General features: G+C 41.1%; 18 protein-coding genes, 5 tRNA genes and 1 pseudogene. All 24 read right to left on the reverse strand.

Annotation, left to right across the window (positions count from 1 at the left end; translation table 11 throughout):
• Positions 1-18: 18 nt before the first annotated feature.
• The 24 genes and pseudogenes from htpG to gspD all read right to left on the reverse strand — a co-directional run bounded on the left by htpG (position 19) and on the right by gspD (position 26,360).
• Positions 19-1,938, reverse strand: a complete 1,920-nt coding sequence (htpG, locus tag B9T28_RS00710) for a molecular chaperone HtpG (protein ID WP_086202054.1) — start codon at positions 1,936-1,938, stop codon at positions 19-21.
• A gap of 94 nt (positions 1,939-2,032) precedes the next feature.
• Positions 2,033-2,380 carry a lysozyme inhibitor LprI family protein gene (locus B9T28_RS00715; RefSeq protein WP_086202055.1) on the reverse strand — a complete coding sequence of 116 codons (348 nt, stop codon included), beginning with the start codon at positions 2,378-2,380 and terminating at the stop codon, positions 2,033-2,035.
• Positions 2,381-2,519: 139 nt separating this feature from the next.
• Positions 2,520-3,104 (reverse strand): OmpW/AlkL family protein, encoded by a 585-nt coding sequence (locus B9T28_RS00720; protein WP_086202056.1) that lies wholly within the window; start codon positions 3,102-3,104, stop codon positions 2,520-2,522.
• Between the two features lie 321 nt (positions 3,105-3,425).
• The gene (locus B9T28_RS00725) at positions 3,426-4,799 is read right to left on the reverse strand and encodes a Na+/H+ antiporter family protein (RefSeq protein WP_086202057.1); all 1,374 of its coding nucleotides are present in this window, start codon (positions 4,797-4,799) and stop codon (positions 3,426-3,428) included.
• 126 nt (positions 4,800-4,925) lie between these two features.
• Positions 4,926-5,798: an alpha/beta fold hydrolase gene (locus tag B9T28_RS00730; protein ID WP_086202058.1), complete on the reverse strand. Its 873-nt coding sequence runs from the start codon at positions 5,796-5,798 to the stop codon at positions 4,926-4,928.
• Positions 5,799-6,180: 382 nt separating this feature from the next.
• Positions 6,181-6,537 carry a YMGG-like glycine zipper-containing protein gene (locus B9T28_RS00735; RefSeq protein WP_086202059.1) on the reverse strand — a complete coding sequence of 119 codons (357 nt, stop codon included), beginning with the start codon at positions 6,535-6,537 and terminating at the stop codon, positions 6,181-6,183.
• A 173-nt stretch (positions 6,538-6,710) separates the two neighbouring features.
• Positions 6,711-10,904 (reverse strand): DNA-directed RNA polymerase subunit beta', encoded by a 4,194-nt coding sequence (gene rpoC / locus B9T28_RS00740; RefSeq protein WP_086202060.1) that lies wholly within the window; start codon positions 10,902-10,904, stop codon positions 6,711-6,713.
• Positions 10,905-10,993: 89 nt separating this feature from the next.
• Positions 10,994-15,082, reverse strand: coding sequence for a DNA-directed RNA polymerase subunit beta (gene rpoB / locus B9T28_RS00745; protein ID WP_086202061.1), 4,089 nt, complete (start codon positions 15,080-15,082; stop codon positions 10,994-10,996).
• A 305-nt stretch (positions 15,083-15,387) separates the two neighbouring features.
• On the reverse strand, positions 15,388-15,753 hold the full coding sequence (gene rplL / locus B9T28_RS00750) for a 50S ribosomal protein L7/L12 (RefSeq protein ID WP_086202062.1): 366 nt from the start codon (positions 15,751-15,753) through the stop codon (positions 15,388-15,390).
• Between the two features lie 42 nt (positions 15,754-15,795).
• Complete coding sequence (gene rplJ, locus B9T28_RS00755; protein ID WP_086202063.1) at positions 15,796-16,311, reverse strand: 50S ribosomal protein L10; 516 nt, start codon at positions 16,309-16,311, stop codon at positions 15,796-15,798.
• 315 nt (positions 16,312-16,626) lie between these two features.
• Entirely contained in the window at positions 16,627-17,322 is a 696-nt protein-coding gene (rplA, locus tag B9T28_RS00760; protein ID WP_086202064.1) for a 50S ribosomal protein L1, read from the reverse strand.
• 3 nt (positions 17,323-17,325) lie between these two features.
• Positions 17,326-17,754: a 50S ribosomal protein L11 gene (gene rplK / locus B9T28_RS00765; protein ID WP_086202065.1), complete on the reverse strand. Its 429-nt coding sequence runs from the start codon at positions 17,752-17,754 to the stop codon at positions 17,326-17,328.
• A gap of 118 nt (positions 17,755-17,872) precedes the next feature.
• Complete coding sequence (gene nusG, locus B9T28_RS00770; protein ID WP_086202066.1) at positions 17,873-18,406, reverse strand: transcription termination/antitermination protein NusG; 534 nt, start codon at positions 18,404-18,406, stop codon at positions 17,873-17,875.
• Positions 18,407-18,413: 7 nt separating this feature from the next.
• Entirely contained in the window at positions 18,414-18,854 is a 441-nt protein-coding gene (gene secE / locus B9T28_RS00775; protein WP_086202067.1) for a preprotein translocase subunit SecE, read from the reverse strand.
• A gap of 78 nt (positions 18,855-18,932) precedes the next feature.
• A tRNA-Trp gene (locus B9T28_RS00780) sits at positions 18,933-19,008 on the reverse strand.
• 54 nt (positions 19,009-19,062) lie between these two features.
• Positions 19,063-20,253 (reverse strand): elongation factor Tu, encoded by a 1,191-nt coding sequence (tuf, locus tag B9T28_RS00785; protein ID WP_086202068.1) that lies wholly within the window; start codon positions 20,251-20,253, stop codon positions 19,063-19,065.
• Positions 20,254-20,400: 147 nt separating this feature from the next.
• A tRNA-Thr gene (locus B9T28_RS00790) sits at positions 20,401-20,475 on the reverse strand.
• Positions 20,476-20,491: 16 nt separating this feature from the next.
• Positions 20,492-20,567: transfer RNA gene (locus B9T28_RS00795), tRNA-Gly, on the reverse strand.
• A 35-nt stretch (positions 20,568-20,602) separates the two neighbouring features.
• Positions 20,603-20,686, reverse strand: a tRNA-Tyr gene (locus tag B9T28_RS00800).
• A 55-nt stretch (positions 20,687-20,741) separates the two neighbouring features.
• Positions 20,742-20,817, reverse strand: a tRNA-Thr gene (locus tag B9T28_RS00805).
• 97 nt (positions 20,818-20,914) lie between these two features.
• Positions 20,915-22,408 (reverse strand): anthranilate synthase component I, encoded by a 1,494-nt coding sequence (trpE, locus tag B9T28_RS00810; RefSeq protein ID WP_086202069.1) that lies wholly within the window; start codon positions 22,406-22,408, stop codon positions 20,915-20,917.
• A 132-nt stretch (positions 22,409-22,540) separates the two neighbouring features.
• Complete coding sequence (locus B9T28_RS00815) at positions 22,541-23,206, reverse strand: HAD-IA family hydrolase (RefSeq protein ID WP_086202070.1); 666 nt, start codon at positions 23,204-23,206, stop codon at positions 22,541-22,543.
• An 86-nt stretch (positions 23,207-23,292) separates the two neighbouring features.
• Positions 23,293-24,015: an FHA domain-containing protein gene (locus B9T28_RS00820; RefSeq protein WP_086202071.1), complete on the reverse strand. Its 723-nt coding sequence runs from the start codon at positions 24,013-24,015 to the stop codon at positions 23,293-23,295.
• Between the two features lie 67 nt (positions 24,016-24,082).
• Positions 24,083-26,360 (reverse strand): annotated as a pseudogene (gene gspD, locus B9T28_RS00825) (type II secretion system secretin GspD).
• Positions 26,361-26,367: the final 7 nt, after the last annotated feature.

Raw genomic sequence — 26,367 nt, forward strand, 5'->3', positions numbered from 1 at the left:
CCCTTTTTTACTTCAATATTATTTCAATAATAAGTTATTAATGCGTTTTACATATTCAGCAGGATCTTCAGGTAAACCGCCCTCTGCAATCACCGCTTGATCAAAAATCACATTGGCTAAATCGTCAAATTGAGCAGAACCTTGTAATTTTTGCACCAAAGGATGCTCCGGATTAATTTCCAAAATTGGCTTACTTTCAGGAACAGCTTGTCCTGCCTGTTTCAACATCCGCACCAATTGTGGCGACAACTCGCCTTCACTCGTCACTAAACAAGCAGGCGAATCGACTAAACGCGTGGTAACACGGACTTGACTTGTTTTGGCTTTCAAAGCGGCTGTAAGCTGCTCTACAACAGGCTTAAATTGTTCAGCAGCCGCTTCCAGTGCTTGCTTCTCTTCAGCATCTTGCAAGTCGCCTAAGTCAACAGCACCTTTAGAGACGTTTTGCATTGGTGTACCGTCAAATTCATGCACGAATTCCATCGCCCATTCATCCACACGATCAGCCATCAATAGAACTTCAATGCCTTTTTTCTTAAACAGTTCCAATTGTGGTGAATTTTTTGCAGCATTTAAGCTATCTGCAGTCACATAATAAATCGCTTTTTGCCCTTCTTTCATTCGCGCTTTGTAATCGGCCAATGAGGTTGAAATTTCATCACTGGTCGACGTCGAGAAGCGAAGTAATTTTAAAATGCGTTCACGATTGCTCTGATCTTCACCTAAGCCTTCTTTCAGTACTGAACCAAATTCAGCATAGAAAGTTTTGAATTTTTCCTGATCAACAACATCTTCTGATTTTGTCAAACCATCCAACATGGTTAAGACACGACGGGCATTACCTTCACGAATAGTTTTAACATCACGGCTTTCTTGTAACAGCTCACGACTCACATTCAGAGGAAGATCTGCACTATCAACCACACCTTGCACAAAACGTAGATAATTTGGAATAAGGTTGTCCGCCTCATCCATAATAAAGACACGTTTTACATACAGTTTAATGCCCGCTTTGGCTTCACGAGTGAAAATATTACTTGCAGCCTTGCTCGGAACATACAATAACTGCGTATATTCAGTACTACCTTCAACACGGTTATGCGCCCAAGCCAATGGTGCATCAAAGTCATGGGTTAAGTTTTTATAAAACTCAATGTACTGCTCTTCTGTAATTTCATTCTTATTACGTGTCCATAAAGCACTGGCTGAGTTAATGACTTCCCACTCATCCGTCTTGACCATTTGACCCGGTTTTGACTCTTCCCCTTCAGCAACTTCTTCTTGTTGCCAAACTTCTTTCTGCATTTCTATCGGCAAGCTAATATGATCAGAATACTTATTAATAATCTGTTTAACTTTGTGCGACTCTAAATACTCAAGTGCATCATCACGTAAATGTAGAATAATATCGGTACCACGTGATGCTTTATTGATTTGCTCAACTTCAAAATCACCTGTACCTGCACTAATCCAGCGAACACCTTCAGATGCTGGAAGCCCTGCATGACGTGATTCCACGGTAATTTTTTCAGCAACAATAAAACCTGAATAAAAACCAACACCAAACTGGCCAATCAGTTGCGCATCGGCTTTTTGATCACCAGAGAGTTTCGACATGAAATCTTTGGTACCTGATTTTGCAATGGTACCTAAATGATCAATTGCTTCTTGTTGACTCAAACCAATTCCATTATCTGAAATAGTAATGGTTTTAAGTTCTTTATCTAGGCTAACGCGAACATGCAAGTCCGGATCATTTTCATAATATTCAGGATGATTGATACCTTCAAAACGTAGTTTGTCACACGCATCCGAGGCATTAGAAATCAATTCACGTAGAAAAATATCTGGGTTTGAATAAAGAGAATGCGTCACTAAATGTAACAGCTGTGCCACTTCAGCTTGAAAACTATGTTTTTGTGTACTCTGTTCGCTCATAAATCACTCCTTAAATACATCACAATCTTGTTATCGAATGCTTAATGAATTGGAGTGTGGCGTTGATTTTTCAATAGCAAAATCAAATTTTTTATTAAAAAGGACCTTGCTGATAAATATGGTTCATATAGATATCGAGTTTTTGCTGACGCATTTTATAAACATCCGTTAAACACGCAACATTATCTTGGCATTGATCAAGCAATTCTTGCCATTTCACTTGCTGATCCTGAATGACACCTCGGGTGCCCATCGCGACCAGTTTGCGAACAATATTATAGGTTGTCGCCATTTTAACATCTGCATCATTTAAAGACCGATGTTCACATATTGCATTTTCTGTTTTAGTTTTTGCCCATTCACACTTAAAACTCGCGGCATGAATATTCAAAGAAACAAGCAATAAATTAAAAGTTATGAAGGTAAAAATTATTTTTTTCATATCATTAATTCCAGTTCAATGAAGGAATCGTGCGAAGCATTAAACTCTATCTAATCAAATTTCTTCAATTATTTTAATCATACCGCAATAAAAAAAACCTCAGTATATCTCTGAGGTTTTTTAACGATTATTTTTGAAATTAGAATTTATAGCTATAACCCAATGTATACACAATTGGATCAATATCTAAATCAAACTTAGTACCATCAACCAAAGTGACTTCTGGACTCAATTGAGCATAACGTACATCCACATAAACACCCCAGTTTTTTGCATCTGCAGGTTGGAAGTTAAAGCCCACTTGACCCGCGACACCAAAGGCTTCTTTAACATCTTTGGCTACCCCTTCTTCATCCCACGCAATAAATGCGGTACCACCAAGACCCACATAGGGAGTAAAGCGGGTCATATTTTTAAAATTATATTTTGCGGTAATTGTCGGTGGTAAATGTTTAATTTTTGCCACTTTGGTATCATTCAATAAAACATCATGGCTCACGGGCGTTGCCAATAATAATTCAGCAGAAAATGGCGTATCACCAAAAAAATATTCAACTGATGGCGTAAATGCCAGCTCATTATCGGCCTTAACCACAACACCAGGAGCAATACTCGTATCATTGGTTGATGCGATGGCTGAAGCCCCAACTTTCACTTGCCATTGCCCCGCCATTGCCGAAGCAGACATTCCCAACAATAGAATAAAAGCAGTTTTTTTTAACATTTCAAACACCCCAAGGAAGAATAAAGACAACAAAAAATAAACATTTATTAATAATAGACATGAGTTTAATTAATATGCAACAAATATTAATTTACGTTATTTGTATTTATTTATAAACAATTGATAATAATATATATTTATTTTAATCAGACCAACATAGTTGGTTTTAAAAAACCAACTATGTTAATCAATATTTTTATTATATCTGAGTGCTAAACTTGGTTTTATTATAATCCACCCTTTAATAGTCATTTAAAATACATCTATTAATATTCTAGGTGAAATTAAACTAAACCCAAGACATAAAAATATTAATTTGAATTAAAGCACCATTGCTGCAATCCACCCAAACACCAATAATGGAATATTAAAATGTAAGAACGTCGGAATAACACTATCTTTCATATGGTCATGTTGTCCATCCATATTCAGGCCAGAAGTCGGGCCTAAAGTTGAATCTGAGGCAGGTGAACCCGCATCCCCCAAAGCAGCGGCTGTACCAATAATCGCAATCGTCGCCATCGGGCTAAAACCAAATTGAATACAAAGTGGTACATAAATAATTGCTAAAATAGGCACTGTCGAAAAAGAAGAACCAATACCTAAAGTAATCAGCAAACCAATCAGCAACATTAAGAAAGCAGCTAAAGCCTTACTATCCCCAATCAAATGAACAGATGCCTCAACCAAGGCAGGCACTTGATTCGTAGCTTCAATAACCGCAGCAAAACCTTGTGCAGCAATCATAATAAAGCCGACCAATGCCATCATCCGCATACCGGTAATAATGACATCATCCGCTTCTTTCCATTTAAAAATGCCCGCACAACTCAAAATCGCCACACCGACCAATCCTGCAAGAATCATGGAATCTGAATACAATTGCACCGTTAGTGTTGCCATCACTGCAAAAGCAGCCATAAATATCGTGAATTTAGCAATTTTCGGCACGGTATCATCCGCTTCATCGGCGGTCATTTCACCTGTGATGCTGTGAACTTTTTCTTCAACTTGAATGTCTTGGTAATAACGTGGTTTACGATAACTGATAAATAATGCAACCAACAAACCCACAAACATGCCTGATACAGGAATCATCATCGCATACGGAATTTGTTCATTATTAATCACAAACCCATACGGTTTACCAAAGATATTAATGTTTTGCGCCAAAATATCATTTAGAAAAATTGCACCGAACCCGACAGGAATCAGCATATACGTTGCACACAAACCAAAAGTTAATAAGCAAGTTACTGCGCGTCGATCAAGATTTAAATGATTGAATACCCCCAATAAAGGCGGAATTAATACTGGAATAAATGCGATATGTACAGGAATTAAATTTTGAGAAGAGACAGCAGCTAAAGCGATGGTCACAAAAATGATATATTTCACTTTATTTTGCGATTTACTATCACTATCTGCTTTTAAAGTTTGAATCAACTTATAAGCCAGTAAATCAGGTAACCCTGAACGTGCCAAAGCCAAAGCGAAAGCACCTAGCACACCGTAAGCTAAAGCAATTTTAGCGCCACCACCCAAACCATTATTAAATGCCTCCAAAGTCCCCTGAAGGCCTAAACCAGCCAATAGTCCACCAGTCAGGGCACCAATAATGAGTGCAAAAACAACAGGTACACGAGCTAAAGAAAGCCCGAACATGACCACGATAGCAGCGATAATTGCAATCATAAGAAAAGGGTTTTGAAAAAAAGAGGTATTTTATCAGAGATTAATCTTTTAATTTACTCATCTGTCCTGTTTCACGCATAATAAAAAGTGGTGATATACCACTTTTTATGCCCGTTTAAATACCGCTTATACTGATTTTTTTTGGGCAAATGTTTTGATATATTGAGCAATTTCTTGAGGACGACTTAGTACCGCCCAATGATTAGCATCCACTTCAACGCGTTCAAAATCATTCACCCATTTTGGCATTTCATCAATCAATTCAGGGCTTACAAAGTTATCTCGTTTTAATACCAGTGCTTGTACAGGACAAATTGCAAAACGTTGCCTTGGTCGAATTAAACGTGGAATAAAGTTGGCTCGATACAATCCAATACCATGCTGGCCATCTGCAGAAATGCTTGGATTCAATGGTAAACCTTGTGTTTTTTCTAATTGACTTAATACCTTGCCCCATCGCTCTGGACTAAAAAAATGCCAGACCGTCGGTGCAAGGAGCGGCAATTGGAAAGCCACGATATACCAAGATTTGACCAGTTGTTTGAAAAATTTACGTTTTTCATGGGTAAATTGATCGCGCATCCAAAATGCAGCATGATCTAAACATGGCCCCGATATCGTCGTATAAGATTGAATACGATCTTTAAATTTCGGTTCAGTCACTGACTCCCAAGATTGTATCGAGCCCCAATCATGAGCCGCTAAGTGAAAGTGACGATTGGGAAGTAAAGCATCCACGACACATTCTAAATCTAAAGATAAACGTGCTAAAGCATAATCACGAATTCGCTTGGGCACACTGGATTGTCCCGCCCCACGCACATCGTAAGTAATAATATAAAAATCATGCACCAACTGTTCAATAATCGGCTCCCAAACCTCTTGGTTATCGGGATAACCATGCACCAAAACCATGGCTGTTTTATTTTGATCCCCCCAAGTTTTGGCATAGAGTTTTTGCCCATCTTGAGTTGGAATCCAATGAGTTTGAGCGTGCATTGAGTCACCTATTTGTTTTTAGTCTTGATTATTCATTTGTTGTAACTGGCATCATCTTGATCAATACCATATGTCACTTTGTTATTTATTATGATTTAAAAATAGAAAACTAGAATTGACCATGTCAAAAATTATCCAACAGATACAGACAATCCCTTTCTAGCAATTTTTTACTCAAGCAACATCTTAAAATTATACAGTTTATATCAACATGCATTTAACCTAGGCAAGCATCATTTGTTCAGCACTCACGTTGATGGCAGTTCACATCCCCATAATCGATCTATTTTCTTGAACTTCAAAAAATACACTCTATTTGCCCAAAACAAACTCAATCTTTTAAATTTCAGATATAAAAAAAGCGCTGAACGCGCTTTTTTACTTATTTATTTTGTTCTATGGCTGCACCAGCTCCGCCACCAATCGCACCACCAATGGCTGCACCAGCATCACCACCAAAAATCCCTTTACCAAGCACGGAGCCTATACCTGCTCCTACACCACTATATGTTGCATTACGGTTCGAACCATTTTGCGCTTTACTACCAACTGCGGCACCACCACCAGCACCAACTGCTGCCCCTAAACCTCCACCGACGTGATTTCCAAGACCACCACCGACCGCACCACCTAATGCTGCTGTACCAATCCGCTTTTCATTCCCAGACATATTTGTACAACCCGTTAATGCCATGAGTGGAAAGGTACTACATAATAAAACCACAAGAATTTTTTTCATTGGATGACTTCCTCATTATCTTTAGTTATTAGCTTATTCCTGTTTAATGGTTTAAATAAGTATTTTTTGTTACTTTTACCAAATTCAATCTTTTAAAATTTTTATACATTTGAATTTTATAAAAATATAAAAAAAGACGCCCTAAGGCGCCTTTTTTATTTCAAACATTAAACTTAGAAAGAATCTTCGTTTAATGCTTGAGAGAATGCTTGGTCTACATCAGAGAAGTCATTTACAAGCTCATGCTCTGCAGCTTCAGCTTCTTGACGACGACGTTCTAAGTGGTATGCAAGACCCGTACCTGCCGGAATCAAGCGACCTACAACAACGTTCTCTTTCAAGCCACGTAACTCATCTTCTTTACCTGTTACGGCCGCTTCAGTTAACACACGAGTGGTTTCCTGGAACGATGCAGCAGAGATGAACGAGTCAGTAGAAAGCGATGCTTTGGTAATACCCATCAATAAACGTTCAAACTTCGCAGGGAACTTGTTCTGAGCCAATACTGCTTGATTCTCTTGAACCACGCGGATGTACTCAACTTGTTCGCCTTTAATGAAGCTAGTATCACCACCATCAGTGATATCAACTTTACGCAACATTTGACGTACGATGACTTCAATATGCTTATCGTTGATTTTTACACCTTGGAGACGGTAAACGTCTTGCACTTCATTTACAACATAGTTCGTAAGCGCAACTTCGCCTTTCAAACGTAAGATGTCATGCGGGTTTTGCGGACCATCGGAAACGGTTTCACCACGGTTTACATGTTCGCCTTCAAACACGTTCATGGTACGCCATTTCGGAATCAGTTCTTCATAAATTTCAGAACCATCATCCGGAGTGATCACAAGACGATTCTTACCCTTGGTCTCTTTACCGAAGCTTACAACACCTGAAATTTCAGCCAAGATTGCATGCTCTTTCGGTTTACGTGCTTCGAACAAGTCCGCTACACGTGGTAGACCACCGGTAATATCACGTGTACGTGAAGTTTCTTGTGGTACACGACCAATAACGTCACCCACACCAATCGTTTCGCCATCACGGACGGTCACAATGGTATTTTGTGGCAAGAAGTAGAATTGCTCACCACCATCAACTGTATCTAACACAATTGCAGGTCGTAAATCTTTACCAGAAGCTGGACGAGCCGTTACTGGTAAAATTTCGGTAGAGGTCATACCTGTTGCATCATCAGTTTTTGATGTTGCAGTCACGCCATCAGCGATTTGGCTGAAACGTGCTTTACCTGCTACTTCCGTAACAAGTGGATGTGTATGCGGATCCCAAGTTGCAACAATACCACCGCCTTCAACAGCTTCACCATCTTTCAACAAGATTGATGCACCGTATGGCAGTTTGTAACGTTCACGCTCACGACCTAAATCATCGGCAATACCAATTTCACCTGAACGCGAAACAGATACCAAGTGACCTTTGGCATGTTGTACAGTTTTTACGTTATGGAAACGTACTGTACCTTTGTTACGTACTTGAACGCTATTTGCAGCAGAAGTTCGGCTTGCAGCACCACCCACGTGGAATGTACGCATGGTTAACTGGGTACCCGGTTCACCAATTGATTGTGCAGCCATAACACCCACAGACTCACCAGGATTTACCTGATGACCACGAGCCAAGTCACGACCATAACATTTTGCACATACACCAAAGGTAGACGCACAGTTTACAACTGAACGTACTTTAATTTCATCTACACCCGCATTTTCAATAAATGCAGCAAGTTTTTCATCAATTAAAGTATTACGTGGCAGTAGAACTTCGTCAGAACCAACACGTTTCACATCTTCAGCAACCACACGACCTAATACACGTGCACCAAGGTTTTCAATAACATCACCACCTTGAATGAATGGTGTCATCACTAAACCGTCTAAAGTACCGCAATCTGGTTCTGTAATTACTAAATCTTGTGCAACGTCAACCAAACGACGAGTCAAGTAACCTGAGTTCGCTGTTTTAAGTGCTGTATCGGCCAAACCTTTACGCGCACCATGTGTTGAGATGAAGTACTGAAGTACTGTCAAACCTTCACGGAAGTTTGCTTTAATTGGGGTTTCAATGATCGAACCATCTGGTTTCGCCATCAAACCACGCATACCCGCAAGCTGACGAATCTGAGCTGCCGAACCACGGGCACCCGAGTCAGACATCATGTAGATACTGTTGAATGATTTTTGCTTCTCATCTTCACCCTGTTTGTTTTTAACAGTAGTAAAAGACAAGTTGTCCATCATCGCTTTCGCGACTTGGTCATTGGTACGTGCCCAAATATCGACGACTTTGTTATAACGCTCACCAGCAGTTACGAAACCTTGCTCGAATTGTTGTTCAATTTCACGAACTTCAACTTCTGCTTTTTCAATAATTGCTTGTTTTTGTGGTGGAATAAGCATGTCTTCCATACCCACCGAAACGCCTGAACGAGTCGCTTGACGGAAACCCAAGTACATCAATTGATCCGCAAAGATAACGGTATCTTTTAGACCTAATTTACGGTAGCAAGAGTTAATCAATTTAGAGATGTTCTTTTTAGTCATCTCAACGTTGATTTGTTGGAAATCCATCCCTTCAGGAACAACTTCCCAAAGTAAGCAACGACCTGGAGTCGTATCTACAATAATCGTTTGCTGTTCGCGATTACCATCTTCATCAATTACAGTCTGGTGTACACGTGCTTTAACGCGAGCGTGTAAGTTCACTTGACCTGTTGCCAATGCACGGTTGACTTCATCCGTGTCCGCAAACACCATGCCTTCACCTTGGACATTGATTGCATCACGAGTGATGTAATACAAGCCCAAGACCACGTCCTGAGAAGGTACGATAATTGGCTCACCATTCGCAGGTGACAAGATGTTATTGGTCGACATCATTAACGCACGAGCTTCTAACTGAGCTTCAATGGTTAATGGTACGTGTACCGCCATTTGGTCACCGTCGAAGTCGGCGTTAAACGCAGCACAGACCAACGGATGCAAACGAATCGCTTTACCTTCAATCAGAATAGGTTCAAATGCTTGAAGACCTAAACGGTGAAGTGTTGGCGCACGGTTCAACATCACTGGATGTTGACGAATCACAGAAGCAAGAACGTCCCAAACTTCTGGAGTTTCGCGCTCAACCATTTTCTTCGCAGCTTTAATGGTGGTTGCTTGACCTGAAGCTTGTAGTTTTGCAAAGATGAATGGTTTGAATAATTCAAGTGCCATTTTCTTTGGAAGACCACATTGGTGTAAACGTAGAGTAGGACCAACGGTAATTACCGAACGACCAGAATAATCGACACGTTTACCCAACAAGTTCTGACGGAAACGACCTTGTTTACCTTTGATCATATCTGCCAAAGATTTCAACGGACGTTTGTTTGAACCTGTGATTGCGCGACCACGACGACCATTGTCTAACAATGCATCTACAGACTCTTGTAACATACGTTTTTCGTTACGTACGATAATGTCTGGAGCAGCAAGGTCTAAAAGACGTTTTAAACGGTTGTTACGGTTAATCACACGACGATAAAGATCGTTCAAGTCAGAAGTCGCGAAACGACCACCTTCAAGTGGAACTAACGGACGAAGATCAGGTGGAAGAACTGGAAGTACAGTCAACACCATCCATTCTGGTTTGTTGTTCGAGTCGTTGAATGCTTCCATCAACTTCAAACGTTTAGAAGCTTTCTTAAGCTTCGTTTCTGAAGTTGTTTGTGGAATTTCTTCACGTAAACGAGCAATTTCAGCTTCAAGATCGATGTCTTTCAACAAGTCTTGAATCGCTTCTGCACCCATTTTCGCGCTGAATTCATCACCATGTTCTTCTAATGCAGTGAAGTATTCTTCATCATTAAGAAGTTGGTATTTCTCCATTGGAGTCATACCCGGATCAGTTACAACGTATGATTCGAAATACAATACACGTTCAATATCACGTAAAGTCATGTCTAATAATAGACCGATACGAGATGGTAATGATTTCAAGAACCAAATGTGCGCCACTGGAGATGCAAGATCAATATGACCCATGCGCTCACGACGAACTTTTGCAGTCGTTACTTCAACGCCACATTTTTCACAAATGACGCCTTTGTATTTCATACGCTTGTATTTACCACACAAGCATTCGTAATCTTTTACTGGTCCAAAAATTTTGGCACAGAATAAACCGTCACGTTCTGGTTTAAAGGTACGATAGTTAATCGTCTCAGGTTTTTTAACTTCACCATGAGACCATGACTTAATCATTTCTGGTGACGCAAGACCAATACGGATGCGATCAAACTCTACTGGAGCATGACCGTCTGAATCCGTCTTTTTGCGCATGATATCGAGCAAGTCTTTCAATTTTTTTCTCCGTGTGTCGAGGAGCTTTTCACTCCCCGACTGGGTCACAAATATTGTTTTTTCCTGAAAATTTGGATTAAGCCTAAAGCTTAGTCACCATTTTTCAGTTCAATGTTGATACCTAAAGAACGGATCTCTTTGGTCAATACGTTGAACGATTCAGGCATGCCCGGATCCATATAATGGTTTCCATCTACAATATTCTTATAGATGCGAGTACGGCCTTCAACGTCATCCGATTTAACTGTAAGCATTTCTTGCAACGTATACGCTGCGCCATATGCTTCAAGTGCCCAGACCTCCATCTCACCGAAACGCTGACCACCAAACTGAGCTTTACCGCCCAATGGCTGTTGCGTTACAAGAGAATAAGAACCAGTAGAACGTGCATGCATTTTATCATCAACCAAATGGTTCAATTTCAGCATGTACATATAACCAACAGTTACAGGACGGTCAAAACGCTCACCTGTACGTCCATCATACAAGACGGTTTGACCTGTACGTGGGATGTCTGCAAGCTCAAGCAACTCTTTGATTTGACTTTCATCAGCACCATCAAATACTGGCGTTGCTAAAGGAACACCTTTACGCAAGTTTTTAGAAAGCGCTAAGATTTCATCATCAGTTAAGCTATCAAGATCTTCTTGCTCGCCACCAACTTTGTTATAAATCTTGTCTAAGAAGATACGCAATTCAGCAACAGTACGTTGTTGTTGCAACATCTTGTCAATTTTTTCGCCAAGACCTTTTGCTGCCATACCCAAGTGAGTCTCAAGAATCTGACCCACGTTCATACGTGACGGTACACCCAATGGGTTAAGTACGATATCGACAGGAACACCATGGATGTCATGTGGCATGTCTTCGACTGGTAAGATGTTAGAGACAACACCTTTGTTACCATGACGACCGGCCATTTTATCACCCGGTTGGATGCGACGTTTTACAGCCAAATACACTTTAACAACTTTCAATACACCAGTTGTAAGCTCATCACCTGTAGAAAGTTTGCGTTTTTTCTCAGCAAATTTCTCATCAATTTCAATGCTCTTCTCTTTTAAGAACACTTGAATTTGAGTTAAACGCTCAGCAATACCTTCATCAGTCGGTTGAATCTCAAGTAGATCAACAAACTCTAAACCAGATAACAACTCTTCAGAAAGTTTGTCGCCACGTTTAGTTGTACCACCACCATTCGATTCTTGACCAGTCAACAAGCGAACAATACGTTCACGTGCAGCTTCTTCAAAGATTTTGTATTCTTCTTTCAAGTCTTTACGGTAAGCATCAAGTTGAGCTTTCTCAATCGCTTGAGCACGTTCATCTTTCTCAATACCATCACGTGTAAATACTTGCACGTCAATGACGGTACCTTTAGTACCCGATGGAACACGTAAAGAAGAATCTTTCACGTCAGCCGCTTTTTCACCGAAGATTGCGCGAAGCAATTTTTCTTCAGGTGTTAATTGCGTTTCACCTTTAGGGGTTACTTTACCAACAAGAATATCACCCGCAGTCACTTCGGCACCGATATAAACGATACCTGACTCATCCAACTTAGACAGTGCAGCTTCGCCTACGTTCGGGATATCCGCAGTGATTTCTTCCGCACCCAATTTAGTATCACGTGCTACACATGATAATTCTTGAATGTGAATTGAGGTTAAACGGTCTTCTTGAAGTACACGCTCAGAAAGTAAGATCGAGTCTTCGTAGTTGTAACCGTTCCAAGTCATGAACGCAACGCGCATGTTCTGACCAAGAGCTAATTCACCACCATCCGTTGATGGACCATCAGCCAATACATCGCCACGACCAACTTTATCACCCAAGTTCACAAGAACTTTTTGGTTAATACAAGTATTTTGGTTTGAACGTGTATATTTGATCAGGTTGTAGATATCTACACCTGCTTCACCCGCGATCATTTCATCTTCATTAACACGAATAACCACACGAGACGCATCAACAAACTCGATACGTCCGCCACGGTGTGCAATAACACATACACCTGAGTCATGCGCTACGTTCGCTTCCATACCTGTACCAACAAGAGGCTTGTCAGCAAGCAAAGTCGGTACAGCCTGACGTTGCATGTTTGAACCCATCAATGCACGGTTGGCATCATCGTGTTCAAGGAATGGAATAAGTGATGCTGCAACAGAAACAACCTGCTGTGCAGATACATCCATATGCGTCACTTTTTCAGGTGGCATACGAACAAAGTCACCTTGATGACGTACAGAAACAAATTCCTCAGCCAAACGACCATCTTGATCCAATGCAGAATCGGCCTGTGCAATCACAGTACCCACTTCTTCAATCGCAGAAAGATATTCGATATCGAGTGTAACTTGGCCATCAACAACTTTACGATATGGAGTTTCTAAGAAACCAAAATCGTTGGCTTTTGCATATACAGAAAGCGAGTTGATCAAACCAATGTTTGGACCCTCTGGCGTTTCAATTGGACATACACGACCATAGTGAGTTTGATGTACGTCACGTACTTCAAAGCCAGCACGTTCACGTGTCAAACCACCAGGCCCAAGCGCTGATACACGACGTTTATGTGTAATTTCAGACAATGGATTATTTTGATCCATGAACTGAGACAATTGACTTGAACCAAAGAATTCTTTGATTGCAGCAGCAACTGGTTTCGCATTGATTAAATCTTGCGGAGACAAGTTATCTGTTTCAGCCTGGCTTAAACGCTCTTTAACAGCACGTTCAACACGAACCAAACCAACACGGAATTGATTCTCTGTCATTTCACCAACAGAACGTACACGACGGTTACCTAAATGATCGATATCATCTACTTCGCCTTTACCATTACGGATTTCAACGAGTGTTTTAAGTACGTCAATGATGTCTGAATTTGAAAGAATACCTTCAACTTCACGTGACTTCTGATCTGTTCCAACTTCGTAAGGACGACCCAAACGACGGTTGAACTTCATACGACCTACAGGCGATAAATCATAACGCTCTGTTGAGAAGAACAAGTTATTGAATAAGTTTTCAGCTGCTTCTTTCGTTGGTGGCTCACCTGGACGCATCACTTTGTAGATTTCTACCAGTGCTTGCTCACGACCTTCAGTCGCATCCGCACGTAGAGAATCAGCAACGAATGAACCACGGTCGATGTCGTTGGTATACAGTAGGTTAAATTGTTTAACACCACCTTCAGCCAAACGCACCATCACTTCATGGCTCAGTACTGTATTTGCAGCAATGACTTCACCATTATGTAAAGGTACATCTTGAGCAACAATACGCTCATATAAATATTCATCAGGTACTGGAAGCTTAGTTAAGCCAGATGCTTCCATTTGACGTACATGACGTGCATTAATACGCTTACCTTGTTCAACAATCACCTTGCCATCATTATCAGCAATGTCGAATTGTGCCATTTCACCGCGTAGACGCTCAGGTACGAGGTCAATTTGGTAGCTACCCATATCCAGGTATACCGGCACTTTTTCATAGAACATATCTAGGATTTGTTCGTTATTATAACCTAGAGCACGTAGAACAACCGTGGCTAACAATTTACGACGACGATCGATACGAACGTAAACTAAATCTTTAGCATCAAACTCAAAATCTAACCATGAACCACGGTAAGGAATGATACGTGCAGAATAAAGCACCTTACCACTTGAGTGTGTCTTACCTTTATCATGATCAAAGAATACGCCTGGTGAACGATGTAACTGAGATACAATTACACGCTCTGTACCATTGATCACAAAAGTACCATTTTGGGTCATGAGTGGCATTTCACCCATGTATACTTCTTGTTCACGAACGTCTTTGATTGATTTCGTTTCACGATCTTTAATGATCAAACGAATTTTTACGCGCATTGGTGCCGCAAAAGTTGAGCCACGAAGAATACATTCGCGCACATCAAATTCTGGTTTACCAAGACTATACTCAACGAATTCTAAAGCAGCATTGCCAGAATAACTTTCAATTGGAAACACTGAACGAAATGCCGCTTGGAGACCGATATCTTCGCGATTTTTTGGAGTTTTACCGCCTTGTAGGAATGTTCTGTACGAGTCGACTTGAATCGCGAGCAGGTACGGAGCATCCATCACTTGGGGCAATTTACCAAAATTCTTACGGATCCGTTTCTTTTCGGTATATGAGTATGCCATCTGGAGTCCTCGGAAAGTAAACTAAGCCCGCCTGCAGAACGGGCTCAGAAGGAATTACGCAGGTCGATATGACCACCACCTTTACAAATGCTGCAATTTTTCGGTGGTATTAAAACGCTTAACAATATTTTTAATAGTGAAAAATATTGGTAAGCATTTGATTTAACTTGTTTATTTTTAAAATTGACGATTTTTCGTCTATCAACTTAAAATTCAGCCGGTTATTGTAACGCAAAAAGGCTGATGACCCAAGAGCCATCAGCCATTTTTGGAGCCGATTATAAAAAAATCGACTCCTGCACAAATTACTTAACAGTAATTGTAGCACCAGTAGTTTCAAGCTTAGCTTTAAGGTCAGCAGCTTCTTCTTTAGAAACGCCTTCTTTAAGGATAGCTGGAGCGCTTTCAACCATGTCTTTAGCTTCTTTTAAGCCAAGACCAGTAACTTCACGAACTGCTTTAATTACAGCTACTTTGTTCGCGCCAAAAGAAGTCAATTCAACATTGAATTCTGATTGCTCTTCAGCAGCAGCAGCAGCAGGACCAGCAGCTACAGCTACAGCAGCAGCAGATACGTTGAATTTCTCTTCGAAAGCAGAAATAAGTTCAACAAGTTCAAGAACAGTTTTTTCAGCAACTGCGTTTAGGATTTCTTCGTTTGTTAAAGCCATGAGAGTAACTCCAAATGGGTATTGAATGGTGTGAAAGTAGATTTAAGCTTCTGTAACTTCTGGAGCTTCGTTTTTCTCTTGAAGCGCTGTAAGTAAGCGGCCCAATTTCGAAATAGGAGCTTGAAGAACAGATGCGAGCATAGTAAGCGCTTTTTCTTGGTTCGGAAGATTTGCGATAACACTAATGTCCGCACCTTGATAAAGTTTGCCGTCAAATGCAGCAGCTTTTAATTCAAATGCTTTGTTAGTTTTAGCGAATTCTTCGAACAAACGTGCAGCTGCACCCATATCGTCTTCAGAAGTTGAGAATGCTAAGATTGTTGGGCCAACAAGGTTGTCATTCAAAATAGCGAATTGCGTATCTTGAAGAGCACGTTTAGCCAAAGTATTACGTACAACACGTGTAGCAACACCTAGTTTACGAGCTTCAACACGAAGAGCAGTTAATTGCCCAACAGTTAAACCTTGGTAGTCAGCAACAACGGCAGCGAAAGCTGTAGAAGCAGTTTCAGCCACTTCAGCAACGATCTGTTTTTTGCTTTCTATAAGAAGAGCCATTGTAAATCCTCCTAACAGTGATTTATGTACTCAAACGAGTACACTCCCAATTCGTAAGTCAACAAAGATTTGACTTACACGCGGAGGAGGAATAAATCACACCACCGCGTCTACTCGGACTGAAATTTTAAGAAGAAAGCTCCGAAGAACCCTCCTCGCCCGAGGTCTTTGACGCTGATAAATAAATTTATCAATTCAAAGTTTGCCTAAGTTTGCAAGATTTCCGAAGCCGGATGTCTTGCGCAATATTTGAAGCACTACTTCAAATATTGCTCAGGGCTTTAAAATTCTGTAATAATTTTACGAAACGTAAAATTATTTAGTAACGTTTGCTACATCAACGATCAAACCAGGACCCATAGTCGAGCTCAAAGTGATCTTCTTGATATAAATACCTTTAGAAGTCGCAGGTTTTGCTTTCTTAAGGTCAGCTACAAGAGCTTCAAGGTTTTGACGGATCGCAGCAGCTTCAAAGCCAACTTGACCAATCGCAGCGTGGATGATACCACCTTTGTCAACACGGTAACGCGCTTGACCAGCTTTTGCATTTTTAACTGCAGTCGCTACGTCAGGAGTTACAGTACCAACTTTAGGGTTAGGCATTAAACCACGTGGACCAAGAATTGTACCCAACTTACCTACAACGCGCATAGCGTCAGGAGCTGCGATTACAACATCAAAGTCCAAGTTACCCGCTTGAATGCTTTCAGCAAGATCATCAAAACCAACGATGTCCGCGCCTTCAGCTTTAGCTGCTTCAGCAGCAGCGCCTTGAGCAAACACAGCAACACGTACAGTTTTACCAGTACCTGCAGGAAGTGTAGTCGCGCCACGAACAACTTGATCAGATTTACGTGGGTCAACGCCCAAGTTTACCGATACATCCATAGATTCTTTGAATTTAACAGCTGAAAGTTCATTAAGAACCTGAACCGCTTCTTCCAAAGTGTAAACTTTTTGAGCTTCAACAGCAGCAGCAATAGCTTTTTGACGTTTAGTTAACTTAGCCATGTCTTATAGTTCCACTTCCAAGCCCATAGAACGCGCAGAACCAGCAATGGTACGTACACGTGCGTCTAAATCAGCACCAGTTAAATCTGGTTCTTTAGTAGTCGCAATTTCTTCCAACTGAGCGCGAGTCAACTTACCAACTTTAGTTTTGTTAGGTACAGCTGAACCCTTTTGAATACCCGCAGCTTTCTTAAGAAGAATCGCAGCAGGAGGAGTTTTCATGATAAATGTAAACGATTTATCGTTATACACAGTAATCACAACTGGAATTGGAAGACCAACTTCAACTTTTTGTGTCGCAGCATTGAATTCTTTACAGAATGCCATGATGTTAACACCACGTTGACCCAATGCAGGACCAATCGGTGGAGATGGATTTGCTTTACCAGCTGGAACTTGCAGCTTGATATAGCTGTCAATTTTCTTAGCCATTTCAAATTACCTCTGGGTACAGACGCCGCTAGGCTCCCCAAGTCTACGTATAACAACGATAAATCATTGTTATAATAATAATGCCCGATAAATCGGGCGTTTTTCCAACCAATTGAAATTAAATTGTTTTTTCGACTTGGCGAAATTCCAATTCAACTTGAGTTGGTCGATTAAATACATTAATCGTCAACGTTAAACGTGACTTCTCGTACAAGACTTCTTCCACCACACCTTTAAAGTCTGTGAATGGACCATCTGTAACTAATAATTCTTCGCCTGGCTCAAACATTGTCTTAGGACGAGGTGCTTCACCAGTATTGCGTACACGAGCAAGAATCGCATCAGCTTCTTTTTGCGTAATTGGCGCAGGTTTTTCTGCTGTACCACCAATGAAACCCAATACTTTTGGACATTCTTTGACGATATGCCAAGTATCATCATTCATTTCCATTTCGACCAATACATAGCCTGGAAAGAATTTACGCTCTGACTTACGTTTCTTACCATCCTTCATTTCCACCACTTCTTCGGTAGGAACGAGGACTTCACCAAAACTATCAGCAACAGCGCTACGCTGGATTCGATCATTAAGTGAACGCATCACTTGTTTTTCATAACCTGAATAGGCATGAAGAATGTACCAACGTTTCATAGCTCTCTTACCCGATAATAAACTTCATAAACCAACCAATTAAGTAGTCAAAACACCACAAAACGATTGCAGCAACAACAACGACTAGTAAAACCTGCCATGAAGTAGTTACTGTTTCATGTTTCGTTGGCCAAGTCACTCGACGTAGTTCTATACGCGAATCCTTAAGCAAACGAACAAAGCCTTTGCCTTGATGGGTGGCGTATAATAAACCCAAAGCCCCAACGATACAAGCAATAATTACCCCTATGCGCACCCAAATATTATTTGCTGGCGCCCAATATCCAGGCAAAAACTGATTCACCATAAGTGCAGCAATGATCAAAGCCAATGCAATTATCCACATAATAATATCGAGTGGAGAATCAGAACCAACTACTTCAGCTGAATTATTTCTTTGAGGAATTGCTGCGTCGCCCATGGCGTCACGTGATTTATCATTCGACATTTTTGTACTCGTCGTAGGTTTCGCGACTTATTATATGACAATTTAGCCGGCATCAAGCTTTTTTATTAAAAAATAATCTGGCAGGCCAGGAGGGACTCGAACCCCCAACATTCGGTTTTGGAGACCGACGCTCTACCAATTGAACTACTAACCTTTATAAAAACATACCGAGAATCGCAATTCTCGGTATGAGCATCTTTTAAACTTATTACACAGTTACTTTAGCAACTACACCAGCACCAACCGTACGACCACCTTCACGGATCGCAAAACGTAGACCTGGGTCCATTGCGATTGGGTGGATTAATTCTACTGACATTTCTACGTTGTCACCAGGCATAACCATTTCCACGCCTTCTTGTAATTGGATCGCACCAGTTACGTCAGTTGTACGGAAATAGAATTGTGGACGGTAACCATTAAGGAATGGAGTATGACGACCACCCTCTTCTTTAGAAAGCACGTATACTTCAGCATCAAACTTAGTATGCGGTTTGATTGTACCTGGTTTAGCAAGTACTTGACCACGTTGAACGTCTTCACGCTTAGTACCACGTAGAAGAACACCACAGTTCTCGCCAGCACGACCTTCGTCAAGCAATTTACGGAACATTTCTACGCCAGTTACAGTAGTCACTACTGTATCTTTAATACCAACGATTTCAACTGATTCGCCAACTTTAACGATACCAGCTTCAACACGACCTGTTACAACCGTACCACGACCAGAGATAGAGAATACATCTTCGATTGGCATTAAGAATGCTTTATCGATTGCACGTTCTGGTTGTGGAATATAAGTATCAAGCGCTTCAACAAGAGCAAGAACAGCAGGAACACCATACTGACCTTCGTCACCGTTAAGTGCAGCAAGTGCTGAACCACGAATGATTGGAGTGTCATCACCTGGGAAGTCATAAGTAGAAAGAAGTTCACGAACTTCCATTTCTACTAATTCAAGTAATTCTTCATCATCAACAAGGTCACACTTGTTAAGGAATACAAGAATATAAGGTACACCAACCTGACGAGACAAAAGGATGTGTTCACGAGTCTGTGGCATAGGACCATCAGTCGCAGCACATACAAGGATTGCACCATCCATCTGAGCAGCACCAGTGATCATGTTTTTAACATAATCGGCGTGACCTGGACAGTCTACGTGCGCGTAGTGACGAGCTGGAGAGTCGTATTCTACGTGCGAAGTATTAATTGTAATACCACGTGCTTTTTCTTCTGGTGCAGAGTCAATTGCAGCGTAGTCTTTCGCTTCGCCACCAAATTGTTTAGCACATACAGTTGCAATCGCAGCTGTTAAAGTTGTTTTACCATGGTCGACGTGACCAATTGTACCCACGTTTACGTGTGGCTTATTACGTTCAAACTTAGCCTTAGCCATGATGATCTTCCTCGTTTACGTCGAACACGGGTCAAAACAACTCAGTATCGACAATCGCCTAAAAAGCTAGACACCTAAATACTTAAAAAGCAGACTAATAAGCCTGCTTTTGGGGAACTATGTAGAGTAATCTACTAAACTGTAATCTGGAGCTCTTATCGAGATTTGAACTCGAGACCTCTCCCTTACCAAGGGAGTGCTCTACCGCTGAGCTATAAGAGCAAAATAAATATTCGATTGGAGCGGGAGACGAGGGTCGAACTCGCGACATGCAGCTTGGAAGGCTGCCGCTCTACCAACTGAGCTACTCCCGCTTAAGGTTGGTACTATTCACTTTCGAAGTATTTAATGGTGGTGGGAGAAGGATTCGAACCTTCGAAACTTACGTGGCAGAGTTACAGTCTGCTCCCTTTGACCGCTCGGGAATCCCACCTTTTACACTTACTTCAGTGCTGCTCTTTTACTACTTACACTACAAAACTTTAAGATGGTGCCGGCACACGGATTCGAACTGTGGACCTACTGATTACAAGTCAGTTGCTCTACCAACTGAGCTATGCCGGCGTTTCTTTTGTTTCGTACGTTTCGTATCGGAACGGTGTGCAGTTTAGCAAAACTCTGAAACCTTGCAAGTGTTTTTTTCAAAAAAAACGCTAAAAACTCATAAAATCAAACCATTTGATGATAATTCAACCGCTTTGATCACTGCACGAGCTTTTATTTGGGTTTCATTCCACTCAGATTCAGGATTTGAGTCCACAACCAGCCCTGCTCCAGCCTGAACATAGACTTTATTTTCACGAATGACACAGGTTCGAATCGCAATTGACATGTCCATTTCACCATGCCAGCCTAAATAACCGACAGCTCCACCAAAAATACCGCGTTTTACCGGCTCAACTTCATCAATAATTTCCATCGCACGAATTTTAGGTGCACCTGAAAGTGTTCCCGCTGGAAAAGTTGCTTTAAAAACATCCAAAGCATCGACATCATCCAAAACTTCGCCTTGAACATTGGAGACAATATGCATCACATGCGAATAACGCTCGATCACCATTTGATCAGTGACTTGTACTTTACCAATTTTAGAGACGCGACCAACATCATTACGACCTAAATCGATCAACATAAGATGTTCAGCAATTTCTTTTTCATCAGAAAGTAAATCTTTCTCTAAAGCCAAATCTTCTTCTTTGGTTTTTCCGCGTGGTCGCGTTCCTGCTAACGGACGTACCGTAGCAATACCATTTTCTAAACGCGATAAAATCTCTGGAGATGAACCCACCACATAAAACGGTTTCTGATCTGTTAAGGTCTGCCCTTGCACCAAGAACAAATACGGCGATGGATTCAAATGACGCAAAGCACGATAAACTTGTAGCGGATCACCATCAAAATCAGACACCATGCGATGCCCTGGTACCACCTGCATCACGTCACCAGCACGAATATACTCTTTAACCGTTTCAATCGACTCTAAATACTTCTCTTTACCCGTTAAAGATACAAAATGTGGTGGTGTATGTTTTTTTGCTTTTAAGCTAATTGGGGTTGCAAGTAACTCTTCCAATGCATCCAACTGCGCTTGCGCTTTGCGATAAGCATCCACATCATTGGTTTCAGCATGCACAATGAGAAAAAGGGTATCTTTTAAATTATCAAATACGATAACCGTTTTAGACAGCATCATCCAAATATCAGGTAAACCCACCGGATCAGCTGCAGGTACATTTTTTAATCGCGGCTCAATATAGCGCACAGCATCATAGCCAAAATACCCCACCAATCCTCCAGTAAAGTTTGGCAAAGCTGGAAGCTCTTGAGTCGTAGGTACTTTAAACTGACTTAAATAATCACGAATATATTGAAACGGATCACTACACAGTTGTGTAGCAATTTGACCATCGACTGCTTGAACCGTGAGTTGTCCTGCATTACAGGAAAAAACCGTAGATTCACCTAGACCAATAATGGAGTAGCGCGCCCAATTCTCCCCACCTTCGACAGATTCAAATAAATAGGCTTGTTTATGTTGTTTTAACCGTGCAAATACAGACAAAGGTGTATCTGTATCTGCCAGTCTTTGACGATAGACAGGAATAAGGTTATAGCCAACCGATTTTAATTGTTCAAATTGAGTTTGAGTGGTCATGAGGAATTCTCTCTATTTTCGAATGTACTAAGTAAAGTGCTACTTTTAAATTGACTTAATGACGCCATCGAAAAACGTTATAACTTTTCATCCCTCTTCCTTATCACCGAATTATTCCAAACCTAATATCACTTAAAGTAATTCTGTTAAATCATTCACAATTTGCTGCGGCTGACACAAACGAATATCCTCACCATGATTATAACCATAGCTCACCACAACACAATCGACCTCAGCACGACGTGCTGCTTCCACATCATTACTTGAATCGCCAATCATTAAAGTTGTATCAAATGACGAAGCATATTGCTCCACACAATAAAGCAAGGGCTTTGGATGCGGCTTACGCTGTTCAAAGCGATCACCTCCAATGACATCTACAAAATAATGATCCATCTCCAACACTTCAAGAATTTTCCGTGCCGGCTGTTCTGGCTTATTGGTCACACAAATCAATTTTTTATTGTTGGCCAAACCCCAGTCTAAAAATGCCAGAATGCCTGGAAATGGCTGAGTGTCGACACAAGGTTCTGCGTTATAAATTTCTAAAAAAGTGTCAAGCAATTGCTGATGTAACACCGGATTCACTTCGCCTTGCAGATATTGCAAGGTACTACTACAAAAAAGTGAGGTTCCCTTACCAATCCAAATACGAACTTGTGCTTCAGTCACTATGGGCAAATTTAAGCGCTCTAAACTCAGATTCATCGCCCGATATAAATCAAAAGCTGAATCAACCAAAGTTCCATCTAGATCAAATAAAATTAATTCTCGTTGTTCTAATTTCGCCACACTCATCGTATACCTCTAAACCATCTTAAAATCACTTCATTCAAATAACAAAGGCATGCCATTGCATGCCTTGATTGCATGGATCATCAGCCTTATTTAAAGAATAGCCAAGCTAAAATAGCCAGAACAATCAATGTAACAATCGTGATTAATCCAACCGAAGCATTTGTCTTTTGTTCTTGTTGCGGACTTACCACTGGCTCAGCTTCTGGAATAACAATGGATGCAGATTCAGGCTTAGCTTTGATATCGATGCCTTGCGGAATAGGTGCAGGCTTCGGTATAGCCACACGCTCAGGCATCCCTTCTGGCGTTACCACCACTTCCGCAGCACGCTCAGTCAAACTTGGCATACCAGCATCATTCATTGCTTCAGCTGGCGTATGCTGCACTGCATTTTCTGTTCTTATCTCAGGCGTCTTTTCAGCGACATATTCAGAAGTTGCAATCGCTTCAGCAGGTTGTTCCAGCGTTTGAGATTCAGTCACAATTGGTTCTAAAACACTTTCAGTAAACTCATCTTGAGCAACCTGAATAACCGAAAATTTCAAACTTGCAAATTGAACAATATCTTTATTGTTTAATAAAGTTTCATGTGCAATACGTACATCATTCACAAATGTACCATTCGATGAATTCAAATCTTGAATCCAGAGCATATTGTCTTTCAACACAAGTGCAGCATGGCGACGAGAAATTTCAGCCGATTGCAAAACAAAATCAGCATCCTGATGACGGCCAATCAACATATCACGATCAATATTGACAGCCTCTCCTGTTGACTCACCAGTAACAGATTGTAATTTCCAAGTCATGACGATTTTCTCATTCTGATTCAAATTTATCTTAACACGGCAGCATTGTATTTTTACACACTGATCATCAAGACACAGATAACACTGTTATCAATATTCTATTCACTTCAATCGGGTACTAGCTCTACTCTCACTTTTTGTACAGGTGCTTCAATCGCAAGAGGAGTTATCACAACACCCTTCGACATGGTTCCACCCGATGGTACAGCTTGATAGTTTTCAACTTTCGGCTGCGCAGTAATACTTGAAGTAATCGGTAGTCGTTGTTGATAAACATCTTCTACATTTTCAGGGAGCTTGGAAAAGTTACCATCCTTATCCATGGCCAATTGCAAACTATACAATTGATCATAACGTTGCTGTGCAATACGGCGTATATCGGCATTATCTCCCACAATCGTTGGATGAATAAATACTAACAGATTGCGCTTTTCCGCAATTTTATTGTCTGCCCTAAACAAGTAACCAATCCCCGGAAGAGAACCCAAACCGGGTACAGATTGACGACTATGGATACTATTGTCTGAAATCAAGCCTCCCAAGACAATGGTTTGTCCATGCTCAGCCAAAACTGAGGTTTTAATGGCTCGCTTACTGGTCACCAAGTCTGTGGCCTGACCTTTATCTTGCACAGCTGAAACTTCCTGCTCGACCTCAAGACGAACCGTGCCACCTTCACCCACATGAGGGATCACTTTCAAGGTTACACCGACATCTTTACGTTCTACAGAGGTATACGGATTCCCCCCCGTTGATGAAGTTGAGACCGACCCTGTCACGAAGGGTACATTCTGACCCACCACAATATAGGCTTCTTCATTATCCATGGTGACAATGGATGGAGTAGATAAGAGATTTGATTTTACATTGGATTTTAATGCTTGTATCAGTGCACCATAGAGTTTACGCGAACCATCTGCACCCTCTTTATAATCCCCAATACCAATAACAGAACCGACTCCATTTTTACTCGAGGTTAATGCGGCACCTAAACCAGCAGCACCACCAGTCAAATATCCAGCCGCCAAGTTGGCAATACCTGCACCCACATTGGAGAAGTTCACCAAGCCCACACCACTGGCTAAATCACCCAAGGCCCATTGAACGCCCAGTTGATCAGCGTCATCTCCAGCCACTTCAATAATTGCCGCCTCAATCAAAACCTGTTCACGGCGTACATCAAGCTGTTGAATCGCAGCGCTAATTTCACGCATTAATTGTGGGTCAGCTTTGACCACCAATGCATTTTGTGAACCATCTGCAATAATACTGACGCCATTGCCATTAAAACTACTGACATTATTATTTTGATTATTTTTAGTAGAGCCACCACCTAAATTAATCCCTGGTGTTGAAATGCTTGAACCGCCATTGGAACCCGAATTACCCGATGAATTATTATTCATCAAATTGTTCATACCATTATTTGAATTACTATTTGAAGATGAATAATTGGAATTAGAGTTGACCGCTTGGCCCGTGACTAAACCTTGTAAAATTTCCGATAAACTTTTAGCACTGGCATACTTCAACTTAAAGACTTTTAACCCACCCAGTCGATCTGCTGATGGAACATCGAGCATTTCTATCATATGGCGAATACGTTTCCGAGTTGCCGTATCACCTTTAATTAAAATACGATTGGTACGTGCATCTGCAATAATACGCACACGTGCGCCAGCAAAATCTTTTGAAGCACCCGTGGTAGACATCGACTCTAATAATGTAATAATTTCTTCTGCTTGACTGGCATGTAAAGTCACCGCTTCAATATCATTTTGACCCGTACCATCTAAATTACGAACAATCGTTTCTAGCTGATAAATATTACTGGCGCGATCAGAAACAATCAGAGCATTGGTCCCCTGAATAGCTGCTAGGTGCGCAAATTGAGGCATTAAAGGACGCAAGGCTGGAATCAAGTCATTTGGATTGGTATTTTCCAACCAGAGTACTCGAGTCACCACTTGGTCACCTCGTGCATTGCGGCCCGAATCGTAAGGCACACCCGAATTTTTGACATTACTGTCAGGAACTAGACGGATGGTATTTCCAGATGGCACAGCAACTACACCATTGACATTCAAAACCCCTAAAAATAAGTCATAGACTTCACTTTTATTTAAAGGCTTATTTGAAATAACCGTTACATTACCGCGCACACGTGGATCTACAGCAAAATTTTTCCCCGTAATATCTGCAACTTCATTAATAAATGCAGTTAGATCAGCATCACGTAAGTTAATTTTCCAAGTCTGTGCTTGGGTTGCAGTACTCACTGCTGCCAACATAGGTGCTGCAGCAACTAAAGCCCAAAGCGGTCGATGATGATTCAAAAAAGCCATAACTTAT

The sequence above is a fragment of the Acinetobacter silvestris genome (assembly GCF_002135235.1).
Classification (GTDB): Bacteria; Pseudomonadota; Gammaproteobacteria; order Pseudomonadales; family Moraxellaceae; genus Acinetobacter; species Acinetobacter silvestris.

What these genes read in the sequence shown, in the direction of transcription:
- htpG (WP_086202054.1), bottom strand. Translation starts at nt 1,938, where the DNA reads ATGAGCGAACAGAGTACACAAAAACATAGTTTTCAAGCTGAAGTGGCA.
- B9T28_RS00715 (WP_086202055.1), bottom strand. Translation starts at nt 2,380, where the DNA reads ATGAAAAAAATAATTTTTACCTTCATAACTTTTAATTTATTGCTTGTT.
- B9T28_RS00720 (WP_086202056.1), bottom strand. Translation starts at nt 3,104, where the DNA reads ATGTTAAAAAAAACTGCTTTTATTCTATTGTTGGGAATGTCTGCTTCG.
- B9T28_RS00725 (WP_086202057.1), bottom strand. Translation starts at nt 4,799, where the DNA reads ATGATTGCAATTATCGCTGCTATCGTGGTCATGTTCGGGCTTTCTTTA.
- B9T28_RS00730 (WP_086202058.1), bottom strand. Translation starts at nt 5,798, where the DNA reads ATGCACGCTCAAACTCATTGGATTCCAACTCAAGATGGGCAAAAACTC.
- B9T28_RS00735 (WP_086202059.1), bottom strand. Translation starts at nt 6,537, where the DNA reads ATGAAAAAAATTCTTGTGGTTTTATTATGTAGTACCTTTCCACTCATG.
- rpoB (WP_086202061.1), bottom strand. Translation starts at nt 15,082, where the DNA reads ATGGCATACTCATATACCGAAAAGAAACGGATCCGTAAGAATTTTGGT.
- rplL (WP_086202062.1), bottom strand. Translation starts at nt 15,753, where the DNA reads ATGGCTTTAACAAACGAAGAAATCCTAAACGCAGTTGCTGAAAAAACT.
- rplJ (WP_086202063.1), bottom strand. Translation starts at nt 16,311, where the DNA reads ATGGCTCTTCTTATAGAAAGCAAAAAACAGATCGTTGCTGAAGTGGCT.
- rplA (WP_086202064.1), bottom strand. Translation starts at nt 17,322, where the DNA reads ATGGCTAAGTTAACTAAACGTCAAAAAGCTATTGCTGCTGCTGTTGAA.
- rplK (WP_086202065.1), bottom strand. Translation starts at nt 17,754, where the DNA reads ATGGCTAAGAAAATTGACAGCTATATCAAGCTGCAAGTTCCAGCTGGT.
- nusG (WP_086202066.1), bottom strand. Translation starts at nt 18,406, where the DNA reads ATGAAACGTTGGTACATTCTTCATGCCTATTCAGGTTATGAAAAACAA.
- secE (WP_086202067.1), bottom strand. Translation starts at nt 18,854, where the DNA reads ATGTCGAATGATAAATCACGTGACGCCATGGGCGACGCAGCAATTCCT.
- tuf (WP_086202068.1), bottom strand. Translation starts at nt 20,253, where the DNA reads ATGGCTAAGGCTAAGTTTGAACGTAATAAGCCACACGTAAACGTGGGT.
- trpE (WP_086202069.1), bottom strand. Translation starts at nt 22,408, where the DNA reads ATGACCACTCAAACTCAATTTGAACAATTAAAATCGGTTGGCTATAAC.
- B9T28_RS00815 (WP_086202070.1), bottom strand. Translation starts at nt 23,206, where the DNA reads ATGAGTGTGGCGAAATTAGAACAACGAGAATTAATTTTATTTGATCTA.
- B9T28_RS00820 (WP_086202071.1), bottom strand. Translation starts at nt 24,015, where the DNA reads ATGACTTGGAAATTACAATCTGTTACTGGTGAGTCAACAGGAGAGGCT.